An 18,510-nucleotide genomic window follows, 5' to 3' on the forward strand; every position below is an offset into this window, starting at 1 on the left:
CCGCTGACGAAATTTCCAGCCTGCATTCATGCCTCCAGGGACTGCCTATGGGTTGCACGGCCTTCCCAGGTTAGCACACTGAGATTGATTTACCCATTCCACCATTCCTGAGAGGGGATGAAGCAGGGCGTCAGAAACGAGGCAGTCCGCTGTCCTCCCGGTATGACAAAGAAAAGACGGAGGCTCCCATCTGGGCCATCCCAGCGGGGGCATCCAGTGGAGCCAGTCGAACCTCCACGAACACCAATCGTCCGTCACGCTGGGCCCGCACCGCTTCGGCCAGCACGGGCCCAAGCTGCTCCGGCTTCTCGATGAGCAAGGTCAACGACTGCCCCGGCACGCCCAGGGCATCGCAGACGGCCGGGTAGTTCCACCGGGGGATGTCGTTGTAGACGGACTCCGGCCCCATGATGAGTCGTTCGATGGTGTAGCCCGCGTTGTTGATGAGGAACACGAGGGGCTTGAGCTTCAGGTGAAGCAGCGTGGACAGCTCCTGCGCCGTCATGAGGAAGGAGCCGTCTCCGATGAAGAGCAGGTGGCGCCGCTCCGGGACCGTCGCCAGACTGGTCCCCAGCACCGCCGGAAGTGTGTAGCCGATGGAGCACCACAGCGGCTGGGCCACCCAGCTCACGCCTCGGGGCAGCTGCGCGGACGCGAAGCCCACCATGGGGCTGCCCGCCTCGACGAGCAGGACATCCTCCGGCTCCAGCAACCCCGCCAGCGCGGGCCAGAGCTGCGAGTGCGTGAGCGACGTCCCGGCCTTGGTGATGGGCACCGGCGCCCGGGCCGCCGCCATGGCTCGCAACCGCGCCGAGCGCGGAACAAAGTCCTGGGCCCTCCGTTCGCCCAGCGCCTCCTTCAGCGCCTCCAGCACCTCGCTCAACACCAGGCCGCTATACAGCGAGGGCGGCACGCCCTGGGTGCCCTGCCCGAGCGCGGCGCTGGAGAGCTGAAGGTCCACCAGTCGCGACGGCTCCAGGCGAAGCGTAAACGAGTTCGTGTTCAGGTCCGTGAAGCGCGCGCCCAGCCCCACCACGCAGTCGGCGCCGTCCACCCAGTCCCGCACGTATGGGTCCGCCAGACGCCCGCCATAGAAGCCGAGGAACGCCGGATGTCCCTCGTCCACCAGGCCCCGCGCGGAGCTGAGCAGGGCGATGGGAAGACTGGCGGCCTCCGCCAACGCGAGCACCTTCGGCGCGAGGCCAAAGCGCTGGATGTCGCTGTCCACCAGCAGCGCGCAGCGACGGGCACCTCGCAACCTGGGCACCAGCTCCGCCAGGAGCAGCCGGAGACTGTCCGGATCACTCCGAGGCTCCTCCCGCACCAGCCGTCCCTCGGGCGCGGGGACGTGCTGGAACGTCACGTCGGTGGGGAGCTGGAGATACACGGGCCGCCGCTCCCGGAGGCACGTGCGTAGCACCCGATCTATCTCATGGGGCGCATTCGCCTGCGTCAGCACCGCATGCGCCACGGTGAAGGGCGCCATGCTCGCCAGCGTGTTGCCGAAGTCCCCATCCCCCAGGCTGTGGTGGAGCGCCGAGCGCTTCTGGAGATGGGACAGCGGCGGCGCCCCGGTGATGGCCACCACCGGCACGCGCTCCGCATATGCGCCCGCGATGCCATTGACGGTGCTCAGCTCCCCCACGCCATACGCGGTGAGCAGCGCGGCAGCCCCTCTCATGCGGGCATACCCATCCGCGGCGTAGGCGGCATTGAGCTCGTTGCAGCACCCCACCCACCGCAGCTCCGGATGCTTGAGCAACTGCTCCAGCACACCCAGGTTGAAGTCCCCCGGCACCCCGAAGACATGACGGATGCCCAGCTCGCACAGGCGGAACAGCAGATAGTCTCCGACGGAGACCGACGCTCCACTCGACTTCATGAAAACATGACTCACGGCAATTCCTTCCCCGCACAGCGGATACAGCCGGGCATCCCCAGACGCCCTGGATTGATACGAAAGGAATTGCATGAAAAATCCCGACGACTCAATCCGGGGAACCCCTGCCCTCCCCCGCCCGTCAGCTTCCCATCAATCCGAGCGACACGTGCTCGAGCGATAGCACCTTCGTACAAGTGATTGGGCGCCTCGGGCAATCACAGACACACCCCGCAGACGGGCCTTCTGCGGGGCTGTCTCACCTCACCTGCGGGCGTGTCAGGGATAGCGGGGCACGTTCGGCTCGGGCTCGGGGAGCGGAATGAACTCCGTCTCACCGGGGACCTGGCCGATGCGCCCCGCCTTCCAGTCTTCCTTGGCCTGCTCGATGCGCTCCTTCGAGCTGGAGACGAAGTTCCACCAGATGTGCCGAGGCGCATCCATGGGCTCGCCGCCAAAGAGCAACAGGCGGGATTGCGCGGCCCCGCCGCCCCGGGCGACGACTTCCGCGCCCGGACGCAGCACCAGGAGCTGACCTGGGCCGAAGCTCTCCCCGCCGACCTCCACCTGGCCCTCCGCGATGAACAGGCCACGCTCCTCGTGCACGGTGGGCACGGGCAGCCGGGCGCCCACGGCGAGCTTCACATCCGCGTAGAACAGCGGCGACTGGGTGCGCGCCGGTGACTTCTCCCCGAACAGCTCCCCGGCGATGAGCCGCAGCTCCAGGCCATGGTCCTTGATGACGGGCAGCGCCTCCGCGGGCGTGTGCTCGAAGGACGGAGCGACTTCTTCATGCGAGCCGGGCAGCGCCACCCAGAACTGGATGCCGAACAACCGGTTCGCCTTCACGCGCGCGTCCGGCGGCGTGCGCTCCGAATGGACGATGCCGCGCCCCGCCACCATCCAGTTCACCGCGCCAGGACGAATGGTCTGCACCACGCCCAGCGAGTCCCGGTGCAGGACCTCTCCGTCGAACAGATACGTCACCGTCGCCAGACCGATGTGCGGATGGGGGCGCACGTCGAGCCCCTTGCCCGCCTGGAGCACGGAAGGGCCCATCTGGTCCAGGAAGATGAACGGGCCCACCATCCGCCGCCGCGACGACGGCAGCGCCCGGCGCACCTCGAAGCCATCCCCCAGGTCCCGCGTGCGCGGAACGATGACGGTCTCCAGCGCGGAGCCAGGCTCCGCGTCTACATAGGGTTCCTCGGGCATCTTCCAGGCCATCCGTACACACTCCTGTAAAAATACGACGCGTCGGCAAATGCCATGGGCAGGCCCAGACTCTCCAGCTCCATGCGCCCTGCTTCCCTTCAGGCCGGAAGAAAGGCGTTGTCAAGCTCAGCCCCTCATCACGACTGGCATTTCCAGAAAAGGAGATGCCAGCATTTACGGCTAACACCGTATCCACGGATGATTCCGCATTCCCTTCTTTCCGTCACTCCCTCGACGGGAGGAGGGAACTGTCCCAATCCCCTGGAGGACGTTGTGAAAGCCTCGTGCACGGCTGTTCGAGCTGCTGCGGTGAGATGCGTTGTCCTGACCTTGCTACTGGCTGGAGTCCTGGCGGGCCGCGAAGCGTCCGCGGCGCCCTTCACCCTCTTCGAGAGCGGACAGGTGCGCCCCCTGGCCCTCTCCCCCGATGGCAGGTTGCTGTTCGCAGCCAACACGCCGGACAACCGGCTGGAGATCTTCCGCATCGGCAACAGCGGGATCAGCCACCGGGGCTCGGTGCCCGTGGGCCTGGAGCCCGTGGCGGTCGCCGCGAGGACGAACGACGAGGTCTGGGTCGTCAACCATCTGTCCGACAGCGTCAGCATCGTGCGCGTGGACGCGGAGGGCCAGGGCGGCATCGTGACTCGCACGCTGCTCGTGGGTGACGAGCCCAGGGACCTGGTCTTCGCGGGCCAGGGCCGTCGGCGCGCGTTCATCACCGCGGCGCATCGCGGACAGAACGCGCCGTTCGACCCCCAGCTCACCACGCCGGGCGTGGGCCGGGCCGACGTCTGGGTCTTCGACTCGGAGCAATTGGGCAGCTCGCTGGGCGGCACGCCGCTCACCATCCTGTCGCTGTTCGCGGACACGCCCCGGGCCCTCGCGACGACGCCCGACGGCTCGCGGGTGTACGCGGCGGCCTTCCACTCGGGCAATCGCACCACGGTGCTGCACGAGCTGGCCGTACCCAACGGTGGCGAGGCCGCGGGCGGCGTTCCGGGCCCCAACACCAACTTCGCGGGAGTCCCCGCCCCGGAGGTCTCCGTCCTCGTCAAGTACAACGGGCAGGACTGGGTGGACGTGCTGAACCGCTCGTGGACGTCGCAGGTCCGCCTCTCGCTGCCGGACAAGGACGTCTTCACCATCGACGCCACCTCCAACCCACCCGCGCCGCTCACCGGCGGCGGGAGCGTCTACGCGGGCGTGGGCACCATCCTGTTCAACATGGTGGTCAACCCGGCCAACGGGAAGGTGTACGTCAGCAACACCGAGGCCCGGAATGACCTGCGCTTCGAGGGCCCCGGCTCGTTCGCCAACACCACGCTGCGCGGCCACATCCACGAGAGCCGCATCACCGTGCTCGGCCCCACCAGCGTCACGCCGCGCCACCTCAACAAGCACATCGACTACGGCACCTGCTGCGCGCCCACGCCCAATCCGGAGAGCGAGAAGAGCCTGGCGCAGCCGCTGGGCATGGCGGTGACGTCCGACGGCGCCACGCTGTTCGTCGCGGCCTTCGGCTCCTCGAAGCTGGGCGTCTACTCCACCGCCGCGCTGGAGGCGGATACGTTCGTGCCGAGCGCTTCGAATCAGATTCAGCTCACCGGCGGCGGGCCCACGGGCCTGGTGCTGGACGAGTCGCGGCGGCGGCTCTACGTGCTCACCCGCTTCGACAACGCCATCTCCGTCATCAACACGACGACGCGCCAGGAGATTGCCCACCAGCCCATGTACAACCCGGAGCCCGCGAGCGTGGTGGAGGGCCGTCCGTTCCTCTACGACGCGCGCAACAGCTCCAGCCACGGTGACTCGTCCTGCGCCAGTTGCCACATCTTCGGCGACTTCGACAGCCTGGCCTGGGACCTGGGCAACCCGGACGGCGCGGTGAAGAGCAACCCCATTCCCGTGGTCCCCATCATGCCCGAGTTCGGGAGTGATCCGACGTTCGGTCAGAGCACGGCCTTCCACCCGCTGAAGGGCCCCATGGCGACGCAGAGCCTCCGGGGCATGGCCAACCACGGCCCCATGCACTGGCGAGGAGATCGCAACGGCGGCGACAGCGCGGCGAACGCCCAGCCCAACAGCGGCACGTTCAACGAGTCGGCGGCCTTCAAGCAGTTCAACCCGGCCTTCATGGACCTCTTGGGACGCAGCTCGCAGCTCACGCCCCAGCAGCTCCAGAAGTTCACCGACTTCGCGCTGCAGGTCGTCTATCCGCCCAACCCCATCCGCAAGCTGGACAACTCCCTCACGCCCTCGCAGCAGGCGGGCCGGGACTTCTTCCTGAACACGACGACGTTCTTCCACGGGCCCTGCGGCTCGTGCCACACGCTCGACCCCAACGCGAACCCTGGCGAAGGCGTCTTCAAGGGCTTCTTCGGCACGGACGGACGGTCCTCGTTCGACGTGGTGCCGCAGTTCCCCAAGGTGCCGCACATGCGCAACCTGTACCAGAAGGTCGGAATGTTCGGCGCGCCCTTCGCCACCGGCAACCTGCCCGTGGACCCATTCCTCGGGGACCAGGTGCGCGGCTTCGGCTTCAACAGTGACGGCACCGTGCCCACCCTCTTCGCCTTCAACAGCGGCTTCGACTTCCACCCCATCTTCAACGCGGTGGGCATCCCCGACACGCCCGAGGGAATCGCCGCGAAGCGGAACATGGAGCAGTTCATGTTCGTCTTCGACAGCAACCTGGCGCCCATCGTCGGGCAGCAGGTGACGCTGACGGCCGCTCGGGCCAGCGTGGTGGCACCGCGCATCAACCTGCTGGTGGCGCGAGCGAACGCGGGTGAGTGCGAGCTGGTGGCCAAGGGCCGGGTTGGCCCGCACGATGCGGGCTTCCTCTACGTGGGAGGAGGTCAGTTCATCGTCGACCGACACGGTGTGCCAGGCGTGTCGGATGCGAACCTCCGCGCGGCCGTCACCGCGAGCAACGGCGTGCTGACGTACACGTGCGTGCCCCAGGGCTCGGGGACGCGCATCGGCATCGACCGGGACCTCGACGGCTTCCTCGATGGTGACGAGCGGGCGGCAGGCACGAATCCAGCGAACCCGGCGAGTCACCCGTAATCAACTGAAACACAGCTCATGGGGATCCGCCTCATCAGGGCGGGGAGGTCCAGCCAATCTTGCCATGTCTAGGCAAGCCTCCTAGATATGCCTCACGCGTTCCGCCCCGTCTCATCGGCTGCCGTGCCCCCGCGCGGCAGCCGTGTCGCTTCCTCATCCTGTGAGGGCGACGCGTTGACATGCTCGACACCCCCTCCTTGTCGGCTCCCTCTCCGGCTTCTTTTCCTTCCAGCATCGCGGATGCATTCGAAGCCCAGGTGGCGCTGCGTCCACACGCCGTCGCGGTCAGCAGCGACGGCGTGTGCTTGACGTATGAGCAGCTCGACGCGCGGGCGAATCAGCTCGCGTGGCGTTTGCGAGCCATGGGCGTCGGCCGGGAGCATCCGCGGGTGGGTGTCTGTCTGCCTCGCTCCGCGGACCTGCTCGTCACCCTTGTGGCCATTCTCAAGGCGGGCGGTGCCTACGTTCCGCTGGATCCAGACTATCCGTCCGAGCGACTGCAACTGATGGCGGAGGACGCGGGCGTCCACGTCATCGTCACCCAGACACGCCTGCGCTCCCGACTGCCCACGGACGGTGCGCCCACGCTGAGCCTGGATGTGATGGAAGCGGAGCTGGACGCGCTTCCTTCGCATCCACCCTCGCGAGCGGTCTGCCCGGACGACCTGGCCTATGTCGTCTTCACATCGGGCTCCACGGGCAAGCCCAAGGGCGTCTGTGTTCCCCACCGGGGCGTGCTGCGACTGGTGCTGGGCGCCAACTACGTGGACGTGGGCCCCGACGACGTACTGCTCCAGCTCGCGCCCGTGGCCTTCGACGCGTCGACGTTCGAAATCTGGGGCTCGCTTCTCAACGGCGCGAGGCTCGCGGTGTTCACCCAGGGCGCGGCGGGGCTCGACGAACTGGGGCCCTTCCTGGAAGCCCAGGGCGTGACGGTGGTGTGGGTGACGACGGGCCTCTTCCATCAGCTCGTCGAGTTGGGCCTGCCCGGAATGGGCCGCGTGCGCGAGCTGCTCACGGGAGGCGAGGTCCTCTCCGTGCCCCATGCGCGCAAGGCGCTGGAGCAGCTTCCGCACGTTCGCTTCGTCAACTTCTACGGCCCCACCGAGAACACGACCTTCACCAGCTTCCATCCCATGCGAGGAGCACTGGAGGCGGAGGACACCACGGCCGTCGCCATCGGCCGCGCCATCTCCGGGACGCGGATGTATGTGCTGGACGAGGCGATGCGGCCTGTTCCCACGGGAGCGGTGGGCGAGCTGTACACGGGCGGCCAGGGCCTCGCGTGGGGCTATTGGGAGCGCGCGGACCTGACGGGTGAGTGCTTCCTGCCGGACCCGTGGAGCGAGACGCCCGGTGGCCGCATGTATCGCACCGGAGACCTGGTGCGGGAGCGCGCCGATGGCGCCATCGCGTTCATCGGCCGTCGCGACCATCAGGTGAAGCTCCGAGGCTTCCGCATCGAGTTGGGGGAAGTGGAGAGCGCGCTGCGCCAGCATCCCTCGGTGTTGGAGACCCTCGCGCTCGTGCGCGAGGACTCGCCGGGAGACCGGAGGTTGGTCGCGTACGTCGTCGCGCGAGCGACCTCCATCGAGCTGCGCGAACACCTGCAGCGCCTGCTCCCCCATCACATGGTGCCGGCCGCCATCGTGGTGATGGACGCACTGCCACTCACGCCCAACGGCAAGGTGGACCGCGCGTTGCTGCCCGCGCCCCAGTCGCGCTCCGAGGACTTCGTCGCACCGGAGTCGGCCCTGGAGACAGCGGTCGCGCGCATCTGGGAGGAGGTGCTGGGCGTGGGAGCGGTGAGCGCCACCGCGAACTTCTTCGACCTGGGGGGCCACTCACTGCTCGCCACGCAGGTCATCACCCGGATGCGCGAGGTGACCCGCCTCCACCTTCCGCTGCGCGCCCTCTTCGACAGGCCCGTCCTTCGCGAGCTGTGCGCCAGTCTCCAGGAGAGCGATAGCGCGTTCGCCGAAGACGTCATCCGGCCAGCGCGGGGCGAGGCTCGGCTGAGTCCATCGTTCGCGCAGCAGCGACTGTGGTTCCTGGACCGGTGGATGCCTGACACGGCCGTGTACTCGCTGCCCATGGCGTTCCGCTTGGAAGGGACACTCGATATCGCGGCCCTTGAGCAGAGCCTCCAGGCCCTGGTCGACCGTCACGAGTCCTTGCGCACGACGTTCCCGGGTGACGGCGCTCCCGTGCAACACGTGGCTGAGTCGGTGTCTGTGAGGCTGGAGCTGAGGACCGCGACATCACTCGAACAGGCCCAGGCCCTGCTGCGTGCGGCGGCGGAACGGCCGTTCGACCTGGCTCGCGGCCCTCTCTTTCGCGCGCTGTTGGTGACGACCTCGGAGCATGAGCATCTGCTTTTGCTCAACCTCCACCACATCGTCTCCGACGGCTGGTCCTTCGGCGTCCTCTACCAGGAACTCTCCGCCGAATACCTCTCACGGCTCCAGAGTGTTCCTTCTCCCCTGGCCCCGCTCTCCATCCAGTACGCCGACTTCTCCTCCTGGCAGCGCACCTGGCTCTCCGGCGACACCCTCTCCTCTCAGCTCGACTTCTGGACACGTCTCCTCGACGGCGTCCCTCACGTCCTCTCTCTTCCTACTGACTTCCCTCGGCCCTCTCTCCAGCGCTTCGAGGGCTCCACTCACCGCTTCTCTCTTCCTCTCCACCTTCGCGACTCCCTCGACTCCCTCTCCCGTCTCCACGGTGCCACCCTCTTCATGGCACTGCTCTCCTCCTTCCAACTCCTCCTCTCCCGCTACTCCGGTCAGCTCGACTTCCTCGTCGGCTCTCCCATCGCCAACCGCACCCGCCCCCAGCTCGAATCCCTCATCGGATTCTTCGTCAACACCCTCCCTCTCCCGGCTCGCCTCTCCGGCAACCCTTCCTTCCTCGACGTCCTCCTTCGCACCCGTGACGCCTGCCTCGGCGCCTACTCCCATCAGGAGCTTCCTTTCGAGAAGCTCGTCGAGGAACTCCACGTCGAGCGTGAGCCTGGACGCAGTCCGTTGGTCCAGGTCCTGTTCGCGCTCCAGAACGCACCCGGTGGACAGCTTCAGCTCCCCGGGCTTCAGGTCGCTCCGCTGGAGTTGGAGACACGGACCTCGCGGTTCGAGCTGTTCCTCGCGCTGGAGGAAACCCCCGAGGGGCTCCGCGGCTCCATCGAGTACTCCACCGCGCTGTTCGCTCCTCGCACCATCGAGCGCATGGCGGAGCACTTCGTGCGACTCGTCGAGGCGTTCGTCCGTGCACCCGAGCGCCCCTGCGGACAGGTGCCGCTCCTCTCCGACGACGAGCAACGCCAGTGGCTCATCGACTGGAACCACACGGCGCGCCCGTACCCGTCCGAGTCGTCTCTCGTGCGCCTCTTCGATGCACAGGTGGCGCTGCGGCCCGAAGCCGTGGCGATTCGGCACGGTGAGCGCGTGCTCACCTATGCCCAGCTCGATGCACGGGCCAATGCGCTGGCCCGGGTGCTGCGTTCACATGGCGTCGACCGACGGCATCCACAGGTGGGCGTGTGCCTTCCTCGGTCCCCGGAGCTCATCGTCGCGTTCCTCGCGAGCCTCAAGGCCGGTGGAGCCTACGTCCCGCTCGACCCCGAGCACCCCACGGAGCGACTGGCCTTCATGGCCCAGGACGCCCGACTCGCGGCCATTGTCTCCCGCGATGCCCTGAGCGCGCGGCTGCCCGAAGGGCCGTGGCACGTGGTGAACCTGGATCGGCTCGGAGATGCACTGGAGGGTTCGGCGTCAACTCCGTGGGTGGACGACAGCACCGCCGACGACCTGGCGCACGTCATCTACACGTCGGGCTCCACGGGGCGGCCCAAGGGCGTCTGCATTCCACACCGGGGCGTGGTTCGCATGGCGCTGGACACGGACCACGTCCGACTGGGACCGGATGATCGGGTCGCGCAGGTGACCACGGTGACGTTCGACCTCTCCACCTTGGAGATCTGGGGCGCACTGCTCAACGGCGCCGCGCTCGTCATCCTCGACAAGGACGAGGTCATCCAGCCTGACGTCTTCGCGCGCCGACTGAAGGAGGAGCGTATCACCGCGCTGGTCGTCGCCACCGCCATCTTCCACCACACCGCGCGCACGCACCCTGACGCCTTCGCGGGGCTGCGCTGGGTCATCTTCGGAGGAGAGGCCGCCGATGCGACGACTGTTCAACGCGTGCTCAACCACGGAGCGCCTGGCGCCTTGGTGAACGGCTACGGCCCCACTGAGAACACGACGTACAGCACCTGGTATCAGGCTCAGCCCTCCACCGAGCTGTCTGTCCCCATCGGGAGGCCCGTCTCCAACAGCACCGCGTATGTGCTCGATGCGAACCTGCAACCCGTTCCCCCAGGCGTCGCGGGTGAACTCTTTGTCGGCGGTGATGGACTCGCCTGGGGCTATTGGGACAGGCCCGACCTCACCGCCGAGCGCTTCATTCCCCATCCCTTCAGCACGACTCCGGGCGCACGCCTCTATCGCACGGGCGACCTCGTTCGTTTCCGTCCGGAGGGTGAGCTGGACTTCATCGGTCGCCGCGACTCGCAGGTGAAGCTGCGTGGCTTCCGCATCGAGCTGGGTGAAGTGGAGAGCGCGCTGCGTGCCCATCCCGACGTGCGCGACGCCGTCGTGCTCGTGCGTGAGGACTCGCCGGGTGACAAGCGACTGGTCGCCTACGTCGTGACGCGAACGTCCGGGACACTGGTGCGTGAGCACCTGCGGCAACAGCTTCCCAGCTACATGATGCCCTCGGCGGTCGTCGTCCTCGACGTGCTTCCACTCACGCCCAACGGCAAGGTGGATCGCCGCGCCCTGCCAGCGCCTGAGTTCGGACCGCTGGAGACGGACTCGTTCGTCGCGCCACGCACGGAGCTGGAGTCGCGGCTCGCCGCCATCTGGGCCGCGGTGCTTCATCTCGACCAGGTCAGCGTCACCGCGAACTTCTTCGACCTCGGCGGACATTCACTGCTCGCCACCCAGGTCATCTCTCGCATCCAGGAGCACCTGGGTGCGCTGGTTCCAGTCCGCGCGCTGTTCGAGGCGCCAGCCATCGAGTCGCTCGCTCGCGTCATCGAGCAGCGCCAAGGCGCCTCCGATGTTCAGACGAACCTGGCTCTGATTCCGACTGTGGGCAGAGATGCGCCGCCGCCGCTCTCCTTCGCGCAGGAACGCCTCTGGTTCCTCAGCCAACTCCACGGGCATCAGGCCGTCTACAACATGCCCTTCGCGCTCCGGCTGGAGGGCGCTCTCGACGTCACCGCGCTCCATGACAGCCTCCGCGCGCTCGTCCTTCGTCACGAGTCCCTCCGCACTCGCTTCCCGGGCGACGGCGCGCCCTCTCAGCACATCTCCGACTCGCCTGACTTCGACTGGGGACTCGTCGACCTCTCGGCCTCTGCCAGCCCCGACGAGGAGGTCCTTCGCCTTCTCCAGCTCGACGCCGAGACGTCCTTCAACCTCGCCCTCGGGCCGCTCTTCCGTGCGCGCCTCTTCCTCCTCGCGCCTCAACGGCATCTGCTGCTGCTCAACCTCCACCACATCGTCTCCGACGGCTGGTCCTTCGGCGTCCTCTACCGGGAACTCTCCGCCGAGTACCTCTCGCGCCTCCAGGGTGTTCCTTCTCCCCTGGCCCCGCTCTCCATCCAGTACGCCGACTTCTCCTCCTGGCAGCGCACCTGGCTCTCCGGCGACACCCTCTCCTCTCAACTCGACTTCTGGACCCGCCTCCTCGACGGCGTCCCTCACGTCCTCTCTCTTCCTACTGACTTCCCTCGTCCCTCTCTCCAGCGCTTCGAGGGCTCCACCCACCGCTTCTCTCTTCCCCTCCACCTTCGCGATTCCCTCGACTCCCTCTCCCGTCTCCACGGTGCCACCCTCTTCATGGCACTGCTCTCCTCCTTCCAACTCCTCCTCTCCCGCTACTCCGGTCAGCTCGACTTCCTCGTCGGCTCTCCCATCGCCAACCGCACCCGCCCCCAGCTCGAATCCCTCATCGGCTTCTTCGTCAACACACTCCCTCTCCCGGCTCGCCTCTCCGGCAACCCTTCCTTCCTCGACGTCCTCCTTCGCACCCGTGACGCCTGCCTCGGCGCCTACTCCCATCAGGAGCTTCCCTTCGAGAAGCTCGTCGAGGAGCTCCACGTCGAGCGCTCCCTGAGCCATGGCCCTCTCGTCCAGGTCATGTTCGTGCTCCAGAACGCGCCCGGTGCACCGCCGTCCTTCCCCGGGCTCCAGGTCGAGCACGTCGAACTTCATCCGCGCACTTCCAAGTTCGACCTCACGCTCTCCCTGGAAGAGTCCCCGGATGGCCTCCATGGCGTTTTCGAATTCGCCACCGCGCTCTTCACGCCGGCCACCGTCGCGCGCATGGCGGACCACCTTCGCAGGCTGATGGAGCAGAGCGTCCGGACGCCCCACGCGTCCATCCATTCTCTGGAACTGCTCTCCGCCGACGAACGGCGTCAGTGGCTCGTCGAATGGAATGAAACCGGCCGGCCGTATCCGTCCCACTCGTCCATCGTCGAGTGCTTCGCCACCCAAGCCTCGCTGCGGCCCAACGCCATCGCAGTGCAGCACGGCTCAAGCTCGCTCTCGTACGGTGAGCTGGATGCCCGTTCCAACCAACTCGCTCGCGCCCTTCGTGCTCACGGAGTCGGCAGGGCGCGTCCTCAAGTCGGGGTCTGCCTGCCACGCTCTCCCGAGCTGATTGTCTCGCTGCTCGCCATCCTCAAGGCGGGTGGCGCCTACGTCCCGCTCGACCCGGACTATCCCTCCGAGCGTCTCGACTTCATGGCTCGCGACTCACAGGTCGTCGCCATCATCACTCACGAGTCGCTCCGCGAGAGCGTGCCTTCGGGTGATTGGCGACTCCTGAGTCTTGACCTGCTTCGCGAAGCGCTGGATGCGAGCAGCACGACGCCGTTCGAGTGCGACCTCCAGCCCGATGACCTGGCGCACATCCTCTACACCTCGGGTTCGACGGGCCGCCCCAAGGGTGTCTGCATCCCTCATCGCGCCGTCCTCCGCCTCGTCCTCAACTCCGACGATGTTCAACTCGGCCCCGATGACCGCGTCGCCCAGGCCGCCACCGTCGCCTTCGACGCCTCCACCTTCGAAATCTGGGGCGCCCTCCTCAACGGCTCCGCTCTCGTCATCCTCGACAAGGATGACGTCATCGACCCGGCCGTCCTCGCCCGTCGCCTCCTCGACGAGCGCATCTCCGCCCTCGTCCTCACCACGGCGCTCTTCCACCTCGTCTCCCGCTCCGAGCCTTCCGCCTTCTCTCGCCTCCGCTTCGTCCTCATTGGCGGTGAGAACCTGGACCCATCCTGCATCAACCGCGTCCTCTCCTCCGGACCGCCTCAGCGCCTGGTCAACGGCTACGGTCCCACCGAAAACACCACCGCCAGCACGTGGTACGCCGCCCTTCGCCACCAGGAGCTTTCCGTCCCCATCGGCAGGCCCATCGCGAACAGCACCGCCTATGTGCTCGATGTGCACCTGCAGCCCGTGCCCATGGGCGTCACCGGTGAGCTCTTCGTCGGTGGCGATGGCCTCGCCTGGGGCTACTGGAACAAGGCAGACCTCACCGCCGAGCGCTTCATTCCCAATCCCTTCAGCGCGACTCCCGGCACGCGCCTGTACCGCACCGGAGACCTCGTCCGGCTTCGCCCTGACGGCGCTCTCGACTTCGTCGGCCGCCGCGACAACCAGGTCAAGCTGCGTGGCTTCCGCATCGAGCTGGGCGAAGTCGAGTCCGCCATCCGGGCTCATCCTGATGTGCGAGATGCCGTCGTCCTGGTGCGCGAGGACGCTCCGGGCGACAGGCGCCTCGTCGCCTATATCGCGACGGAGCTGACCGGCCCCGCGTTGCGCGAGTACATCGGGCAACAGCTTCCCAGCCACATGGTTCCCTCGACGATCATCGTCCTGGCGGCGATGCCCCTCACGCCCAACGGGAAGCTCGACCACCGCGCGCTCCCGGCACCCGAGGCGGCCCCCCTCGACGATGAGGCATTCGTCGCGCCACGTACGGAGCTGGAGTCGCAGCTCGCAGCCATCTGGTCGACGGTGCTTCAGCTCGACAAGGTCAGCGTCACCGCGAACTTCTTCGACCTGGGCGGGCACTCCTTGCTCGCCACGCAGATCATCTCGCGAAGCCAGGAACGTCTCGGGGTTCCGCTGGCCGTGCGGATGCTCTTCGAAGCACCGACCATCGAGTCCTTCGCGCACGCCGTGGAGCAGCGCATTGGGTCAGCGCAGGCGGCTCCGAACACCTCGCTCATTCCGACGGTGAGCAGGGACGAGCCGCCGCCGCTCTCCTTCGCACAGGAACGCCTCTGGTTCCTCAGCCAGTTCCATGAGCATCAGGCCGTCTACAACATGCCCTTCGCGCTCCGGCTGGAGGGTGCTCTCGACGTCACCGCGCTCCATGACAGCCTCCGCGCGCTCGTCCTTCGGCACGAGGCCCTCCGCACTCGATTCCCCGGCGATGGCGCGCCCTCTCAGCACATCTTCGACTCGCCTGACTTCGACTGGGGACTCGTCGACCTCTCGGCCTCTGCCAGCCCCGACGAGGAGGTCCTTCGCCTTCTCCAGCTCGACGCCGAGACGCCCTTCAACCTCGCCCTCGGGCCTCTCTTCCGTGCGCGCCTCTTCCTCCTCGCGCCTCAACGGCATCTGCTGCTGCTCAACCTCCACCACATCGTCTCCGACGGCTGGTCCTTCGGCGTCCTCTACCAGGAACTCTCCGCCGAGTACCTCTCGCGCCTCCAGGGTGTTCCTTCTCCCCTGGCCCCGCTCTCCATCCAGTACGCCGACTTCTCCTCCTGGCAGCGCACCTGGCTCTCCGGCGACACCCTCTCCTCTCAGCTCGACTTCTGGACCCGCCTCCTCGACGGCGTCCCTCACGTCCTCTCTCTGCCTACTGACTTCCCTCGCCCCTCTCTCCAGCGCTTCGAGGGCTCTACCCACCGCTTCTCTCTTCCTCTCCACCTTCGCGACTCCCTCGACTCCTTCTCCCGTCTCCACGGTGCCACCCTCTTCATGGCACTGCTCTCCTCCTTCCAGCTCCTCCTCTCCCGCTACTCCGGTCAGCTCGACTTCCTCGTCGGCTCTCCCATCGCCAACCGCACTCGCCCCCAGCTCGAATCCCTCATCGGATTCTTCGTCAACACCCTCCCTCTCCCGGCTCGCCTCTCCGGCAACCCCTCCTTCCTCGACGTCCTCCTTCGCACCCGTGACGCCTGCCTCGGCGCCTACTCCCATCAGGAGCTTCCTTTCGAGAAGCTCGTCGAGGAGCTCCACGTCGAGCGCTCCTTGAGCCATGGCCCTCTCGTCCAGGTCATGTTCGTTCTCCAGAATGCTCCGGCCGGACAGCTTCATCTCCCGGGCCTCGTGGTCGACACCCTTGAGTTGCACCCACGCACCTCCAAGTTCGACCTCACTCTGTCGCTGGAAGAGACGCCTCACGGACTCAACGGTGTCTTCGAGTTCGCCACCGCGCTCTTCGCGCCCGCCACCATCTCTCGCATGGCGGACCATCTCCGCGGCTTGATGGAGCAGGTCGTCCAGACGCCACACGCCTCCATCCATTCCCTGGAGCTGATCTCCTCCGAGGAGCGGCGTCAGTGGCTCGTCGAATGGAATGACACCCGCCGACCGTATCCGGCCCGCTCGTCCATCGTCGAGTGCTTCGCCATCCAGGCCTCGCTGCGGCCCAACGCCATCGCCGTGCAGCACGGCTCAAGCTCGCTCTCCTACGGTCAGCTCGACACTCGCTCCACACAGCTCGCGCGCATCCTCCGTGCCCACGGCGTCGACAGAGCGCATCCACAGGTCGGGGTGTGCCTGCCTCGTTCTCCCGAGCTGATCGTCACGCTGCTCGCCATCCTCAAGGCAGGTGGCGCCTACGTCCCGCTCGACCCGGACTATCCCGCTGAGCGCCTCGACTTCATGGTTCGCGACTCACAGGTTCGGCGCATCGTCACGCTGACCTCACTGTCCGCGCGCGTCCCCCATGGTGACACCGCGCCGCTGTGCATCGACGCGCTGCCCCTCTTCTCCGATGCCGAACTTCCCCAGCTCACGCACGACATGGGGCCGGACGAGCTCGCTTACGTCACATACACCTCGGGCTCGACGGGCCGCCCCAAGGGCGTCTGCATTCCCCACCGTGCCGTCCTCCGTCTCGTCCTCGATTCCGATTACGTCCAGCTCGGTCACGACGACCGCGTCGCCCAGGCGGCCACCGTCGCCTTCGACGCCTCCACCTTCGAAATCTGGGGCGCCCTCCTCAACGGCGCATCCCTCGTCATCCTCGACAAGGATGACGTCATCGACCCGAGCATCCTCTCCCGTCGTCTCCTCGACGAGCGCGTCTCCGCCCTCTTCCTGACCACCGCTCTCTTCAACCTCGTCTCGCGCTCCGAGCCCTCCGCCTTCTCCCGCCTCCGCTTCCTCCTGTTCGGCGGCGAGAACGCCGACACCTCGTGCGTCAACCGCGTCCTCTCTCTCGGCCCTCCTCAGCACCTGCTCCACGTCTACGGGCCCACTGAGAACACCACGTTCAGCTCCTGGCACCCCGTCCTCCTCCACCAGGAACACTCCGTCCCCATCGGCAGGCCCATCGCCAACAGCACCGCCTTTGTCCTCGACGTGCATTTGCAGCCCGTCCCCACGGGCGTCACGGGTGAACTCTTCGTCGGTGGCGAGGGTCTCGCGTGGGGCTACTGGGACCGGCCCGACCTCACCGCGGAGCGCTTCATTCCCCACCCCTTCAGCACCATTCCTGGCGCTCGCCTCTACCGCACCGGTGACCTCGTCCGGCTTCGCCATGACGGGGCTCTCGACTTCATCGGCCGTCGCGACAACCAGGTGAAGCTGCGCGGCTTCCGCATCGAACTGGGTGAAGTCGAGTCGGCGCTGCGTGCACACCCCGACGTGCGTGACGCCATCGTCCTCGTTCGTGAGGACACTCCGGGCGACAGGCGCCTCGTCGGTTACGTCGCGACGGAGTTGGAGCTGACGTCCACGGTGCTCCGCGCCTTCCTCCAGGGGACGCTGCCTTCGCACATGGTGCCCTCGGACTTCGTGGTGCTTCCGTCACTGCCGCTCACGGCGAACGGCAAGGTCAACCATCGAGCGCTGCCTCGGCCCTCCGCGACGGGGGATGACGCGAACGCGCGCGTCGCTCCACGCACCCCGCTGGAAGAGGACATCGGCACGCTGTGGTCCCAGGTCCTCGGCCGCGAGTCCATCAGCGTGACGACGAGCTTCTTCGACCTGGGTGGCCATTCGCTCCTCGCCGCGCAGCTCGTCGCGAAGCTGTCCGAGCGCTTCGGCTTCAAGGTCCCCCTCCAGGTCCTCTTCCAGAGTCCCACCGTGGCCGCGCTCGCCACCTGGGTCCAAGGCAAGCTGACGCCCGGTGATTCGGGGACGACGGTGCTCGACTCCGCGCCCGCGCTTCCTGATGGTATCGTGCTGCTCCAGCAGGGACGCGATGACCTCCCGCCGCTCCTGTGCATGCACCCGATTGGCGGAACCGTCTTCTGCTACCAGGACCTCGTGCGTGCGCTCGGTCCAGAGCGCTCCGTCTACGGCTTCCAGGCTCCGGGCGTGAATGGCGAATGCGAACCGCTCCAGACCATCGAACAGCTCGCCTCCGTCCACCTGAATGCCCTGCTCCAACTGCGTCCGCGACCGCCGTACTACCTCGTGGGTCTGTCCATGGGCGGCACCATCGTCTACGAGATGGCGCAGACCCTGCGACGCCTGGGAGTCCCTCCCTCGCTGCTCGTGTTCCTCGACACCCCAGGGCCTGGCCAGCTCCCCAAGCGCTTCGAGGATGACGCGGAGCTGCTCGCCGCCACCTTCGGTGACTCGTCCGAGGCGCTCATCTCCCTCCTGCGCGGACTGGACCCGCAGGCCCAGATGCTCGAGGTGCTGCGCCGCGCCCGCGACGGCGCCGTCGTCCCCGACTCGTTCTCGCTCGTGGACCTCCAGGTCTTCCTCTCCGTCTGGAAGGCGCACATGCGCGCGTTGTTCAGCTACGAGCCTGCGCCTACCGAGGGCACCGCCATCTACTTACGCGCCCAGGAGTACGTCCCACCGCACCCTCTCCATCCCGAGCGGCCCTGGCAACAGCTCGTCCGCGGTGGACTGGAGCTCATCGGCATCCCCGGCAATCACCAGACGATGGTTGAACCGCCCCATGTCTCCGTGATGGCTCGACACCTGAATGACTTCATGCGGCGCGTTGAAGAGAAGGTCCTTCCGAAGTCCACGGGCACCTGAGCACCGGCGTCGGAAACGGACTCATCGATT

4 protein-coding genes are annotated in these 18,510 nt (G+C 67.1%); 2 read left to right on the top strand and 2 right to left on the bottom strand.

Features of this window, described 5'->3' with window-relative positions:
• Positions 1 to 130 precede the first annotated feature (130 nt).
• Both HUW62_RS07340 and HUW62_RS07345 read right to left on the bottom strand, forming a co-directional pair.
• Positions 131 to 1,882, bottom strand: a complete 1,752-nt coding sequence (locus HUW62_RS07340; protein ID WP_163866892.1) for an alpha-keto acid decarboxylase family protein — start codon at positions 1,880 to 1,882, stop codon at positions 131 to 133.
• A gap of 276 nt (positions 1,883 to 2,158) precedes the next feature.
• Positions 2,159 to 3,106 carry a pirin family protein gene (locus HUW62_RS07345; protein ID WP_240356504.1) on the bottom strand — a complete coding sequence of 316 codons (948 nt, stop codon included), beginning with the start codon at positions 3,104 to 3,106 and terminating at the stop codon, positions 2,159 to 2,161.
• A 186-nt stretch (positions 3,107 to 3,292) separates the two neighbouring features.
• On the opposite strand from HUW62_RS07345, the gene HUW62_RS07350 reads away from it, so the two are divergent.
• On the top strand, positions 3,293 to 6,163 hold the full coding sequence (locus HUW62_RS07350; protein WP_255203294.1) for a hypothetical protein: 2,871 nt from the start codon (positions 3,293 to 3,295) through the stop codon (positions 6,161 to 6,163).
• Between the two features lie 179 nt (positions 6,164 to 6,342).
• Positions 6,343 to 18,480, top strand: coding sequence for a non-ribosomal peptide synthetase (locus tag HUW62_RS07355; protein WP_176433992.1), 12,138 nt, complete (start codon positions 6,343 to 6,345; stop codon positions 18,478 to 18,480).
• The last annotated feature ends 30 nt before the right edge of the window (positions 18,481 to 18,510 follow it).

It is taken from the genome of Myxococcus sp. AM011 (genome assembly GCF_013372595.1).
In the GTDB taxonomy this organism is placed as follows: Bacteria; Myxococcota; Myxococcia; order Myxococcales; family Myxococcaceae; genus Myxococcus; species Myxococcus eversor.

Bases quoted from the DNA above. Each gene is read 5' to 3' on its own strand.
- HUW62_RS07340 (WP_163866892.1), bottom strand. From the start codon at position 1,882: ATGAAGTCGAGTGGAGCGTCGGTCTCCGTCGGAGACTATCTGCTGTTC.
- HUW62_RS07345 (WP_240356504.1), bottom strand. From the start codon at position 3,106: ATGGCCTGGAAGATGCCCGAGGAACCCTATGTAGACGCGGAGCCTGGC.
- HUW62_RS07350 (WP_255203294.1), top strand. From the start codon at position 3,293: ATGATTCCGCATTCCCTTCTTTCCGTCACTCCCTCGACGGGAGGAGGG.
- HUW62_RS07355 (WP_176433992.1), top strand. From the start codon at position 6,343: ATGCTCGACACCCCCTCCTTGTCGGCTCCCTCTCCGGCTTCTTTTCCT.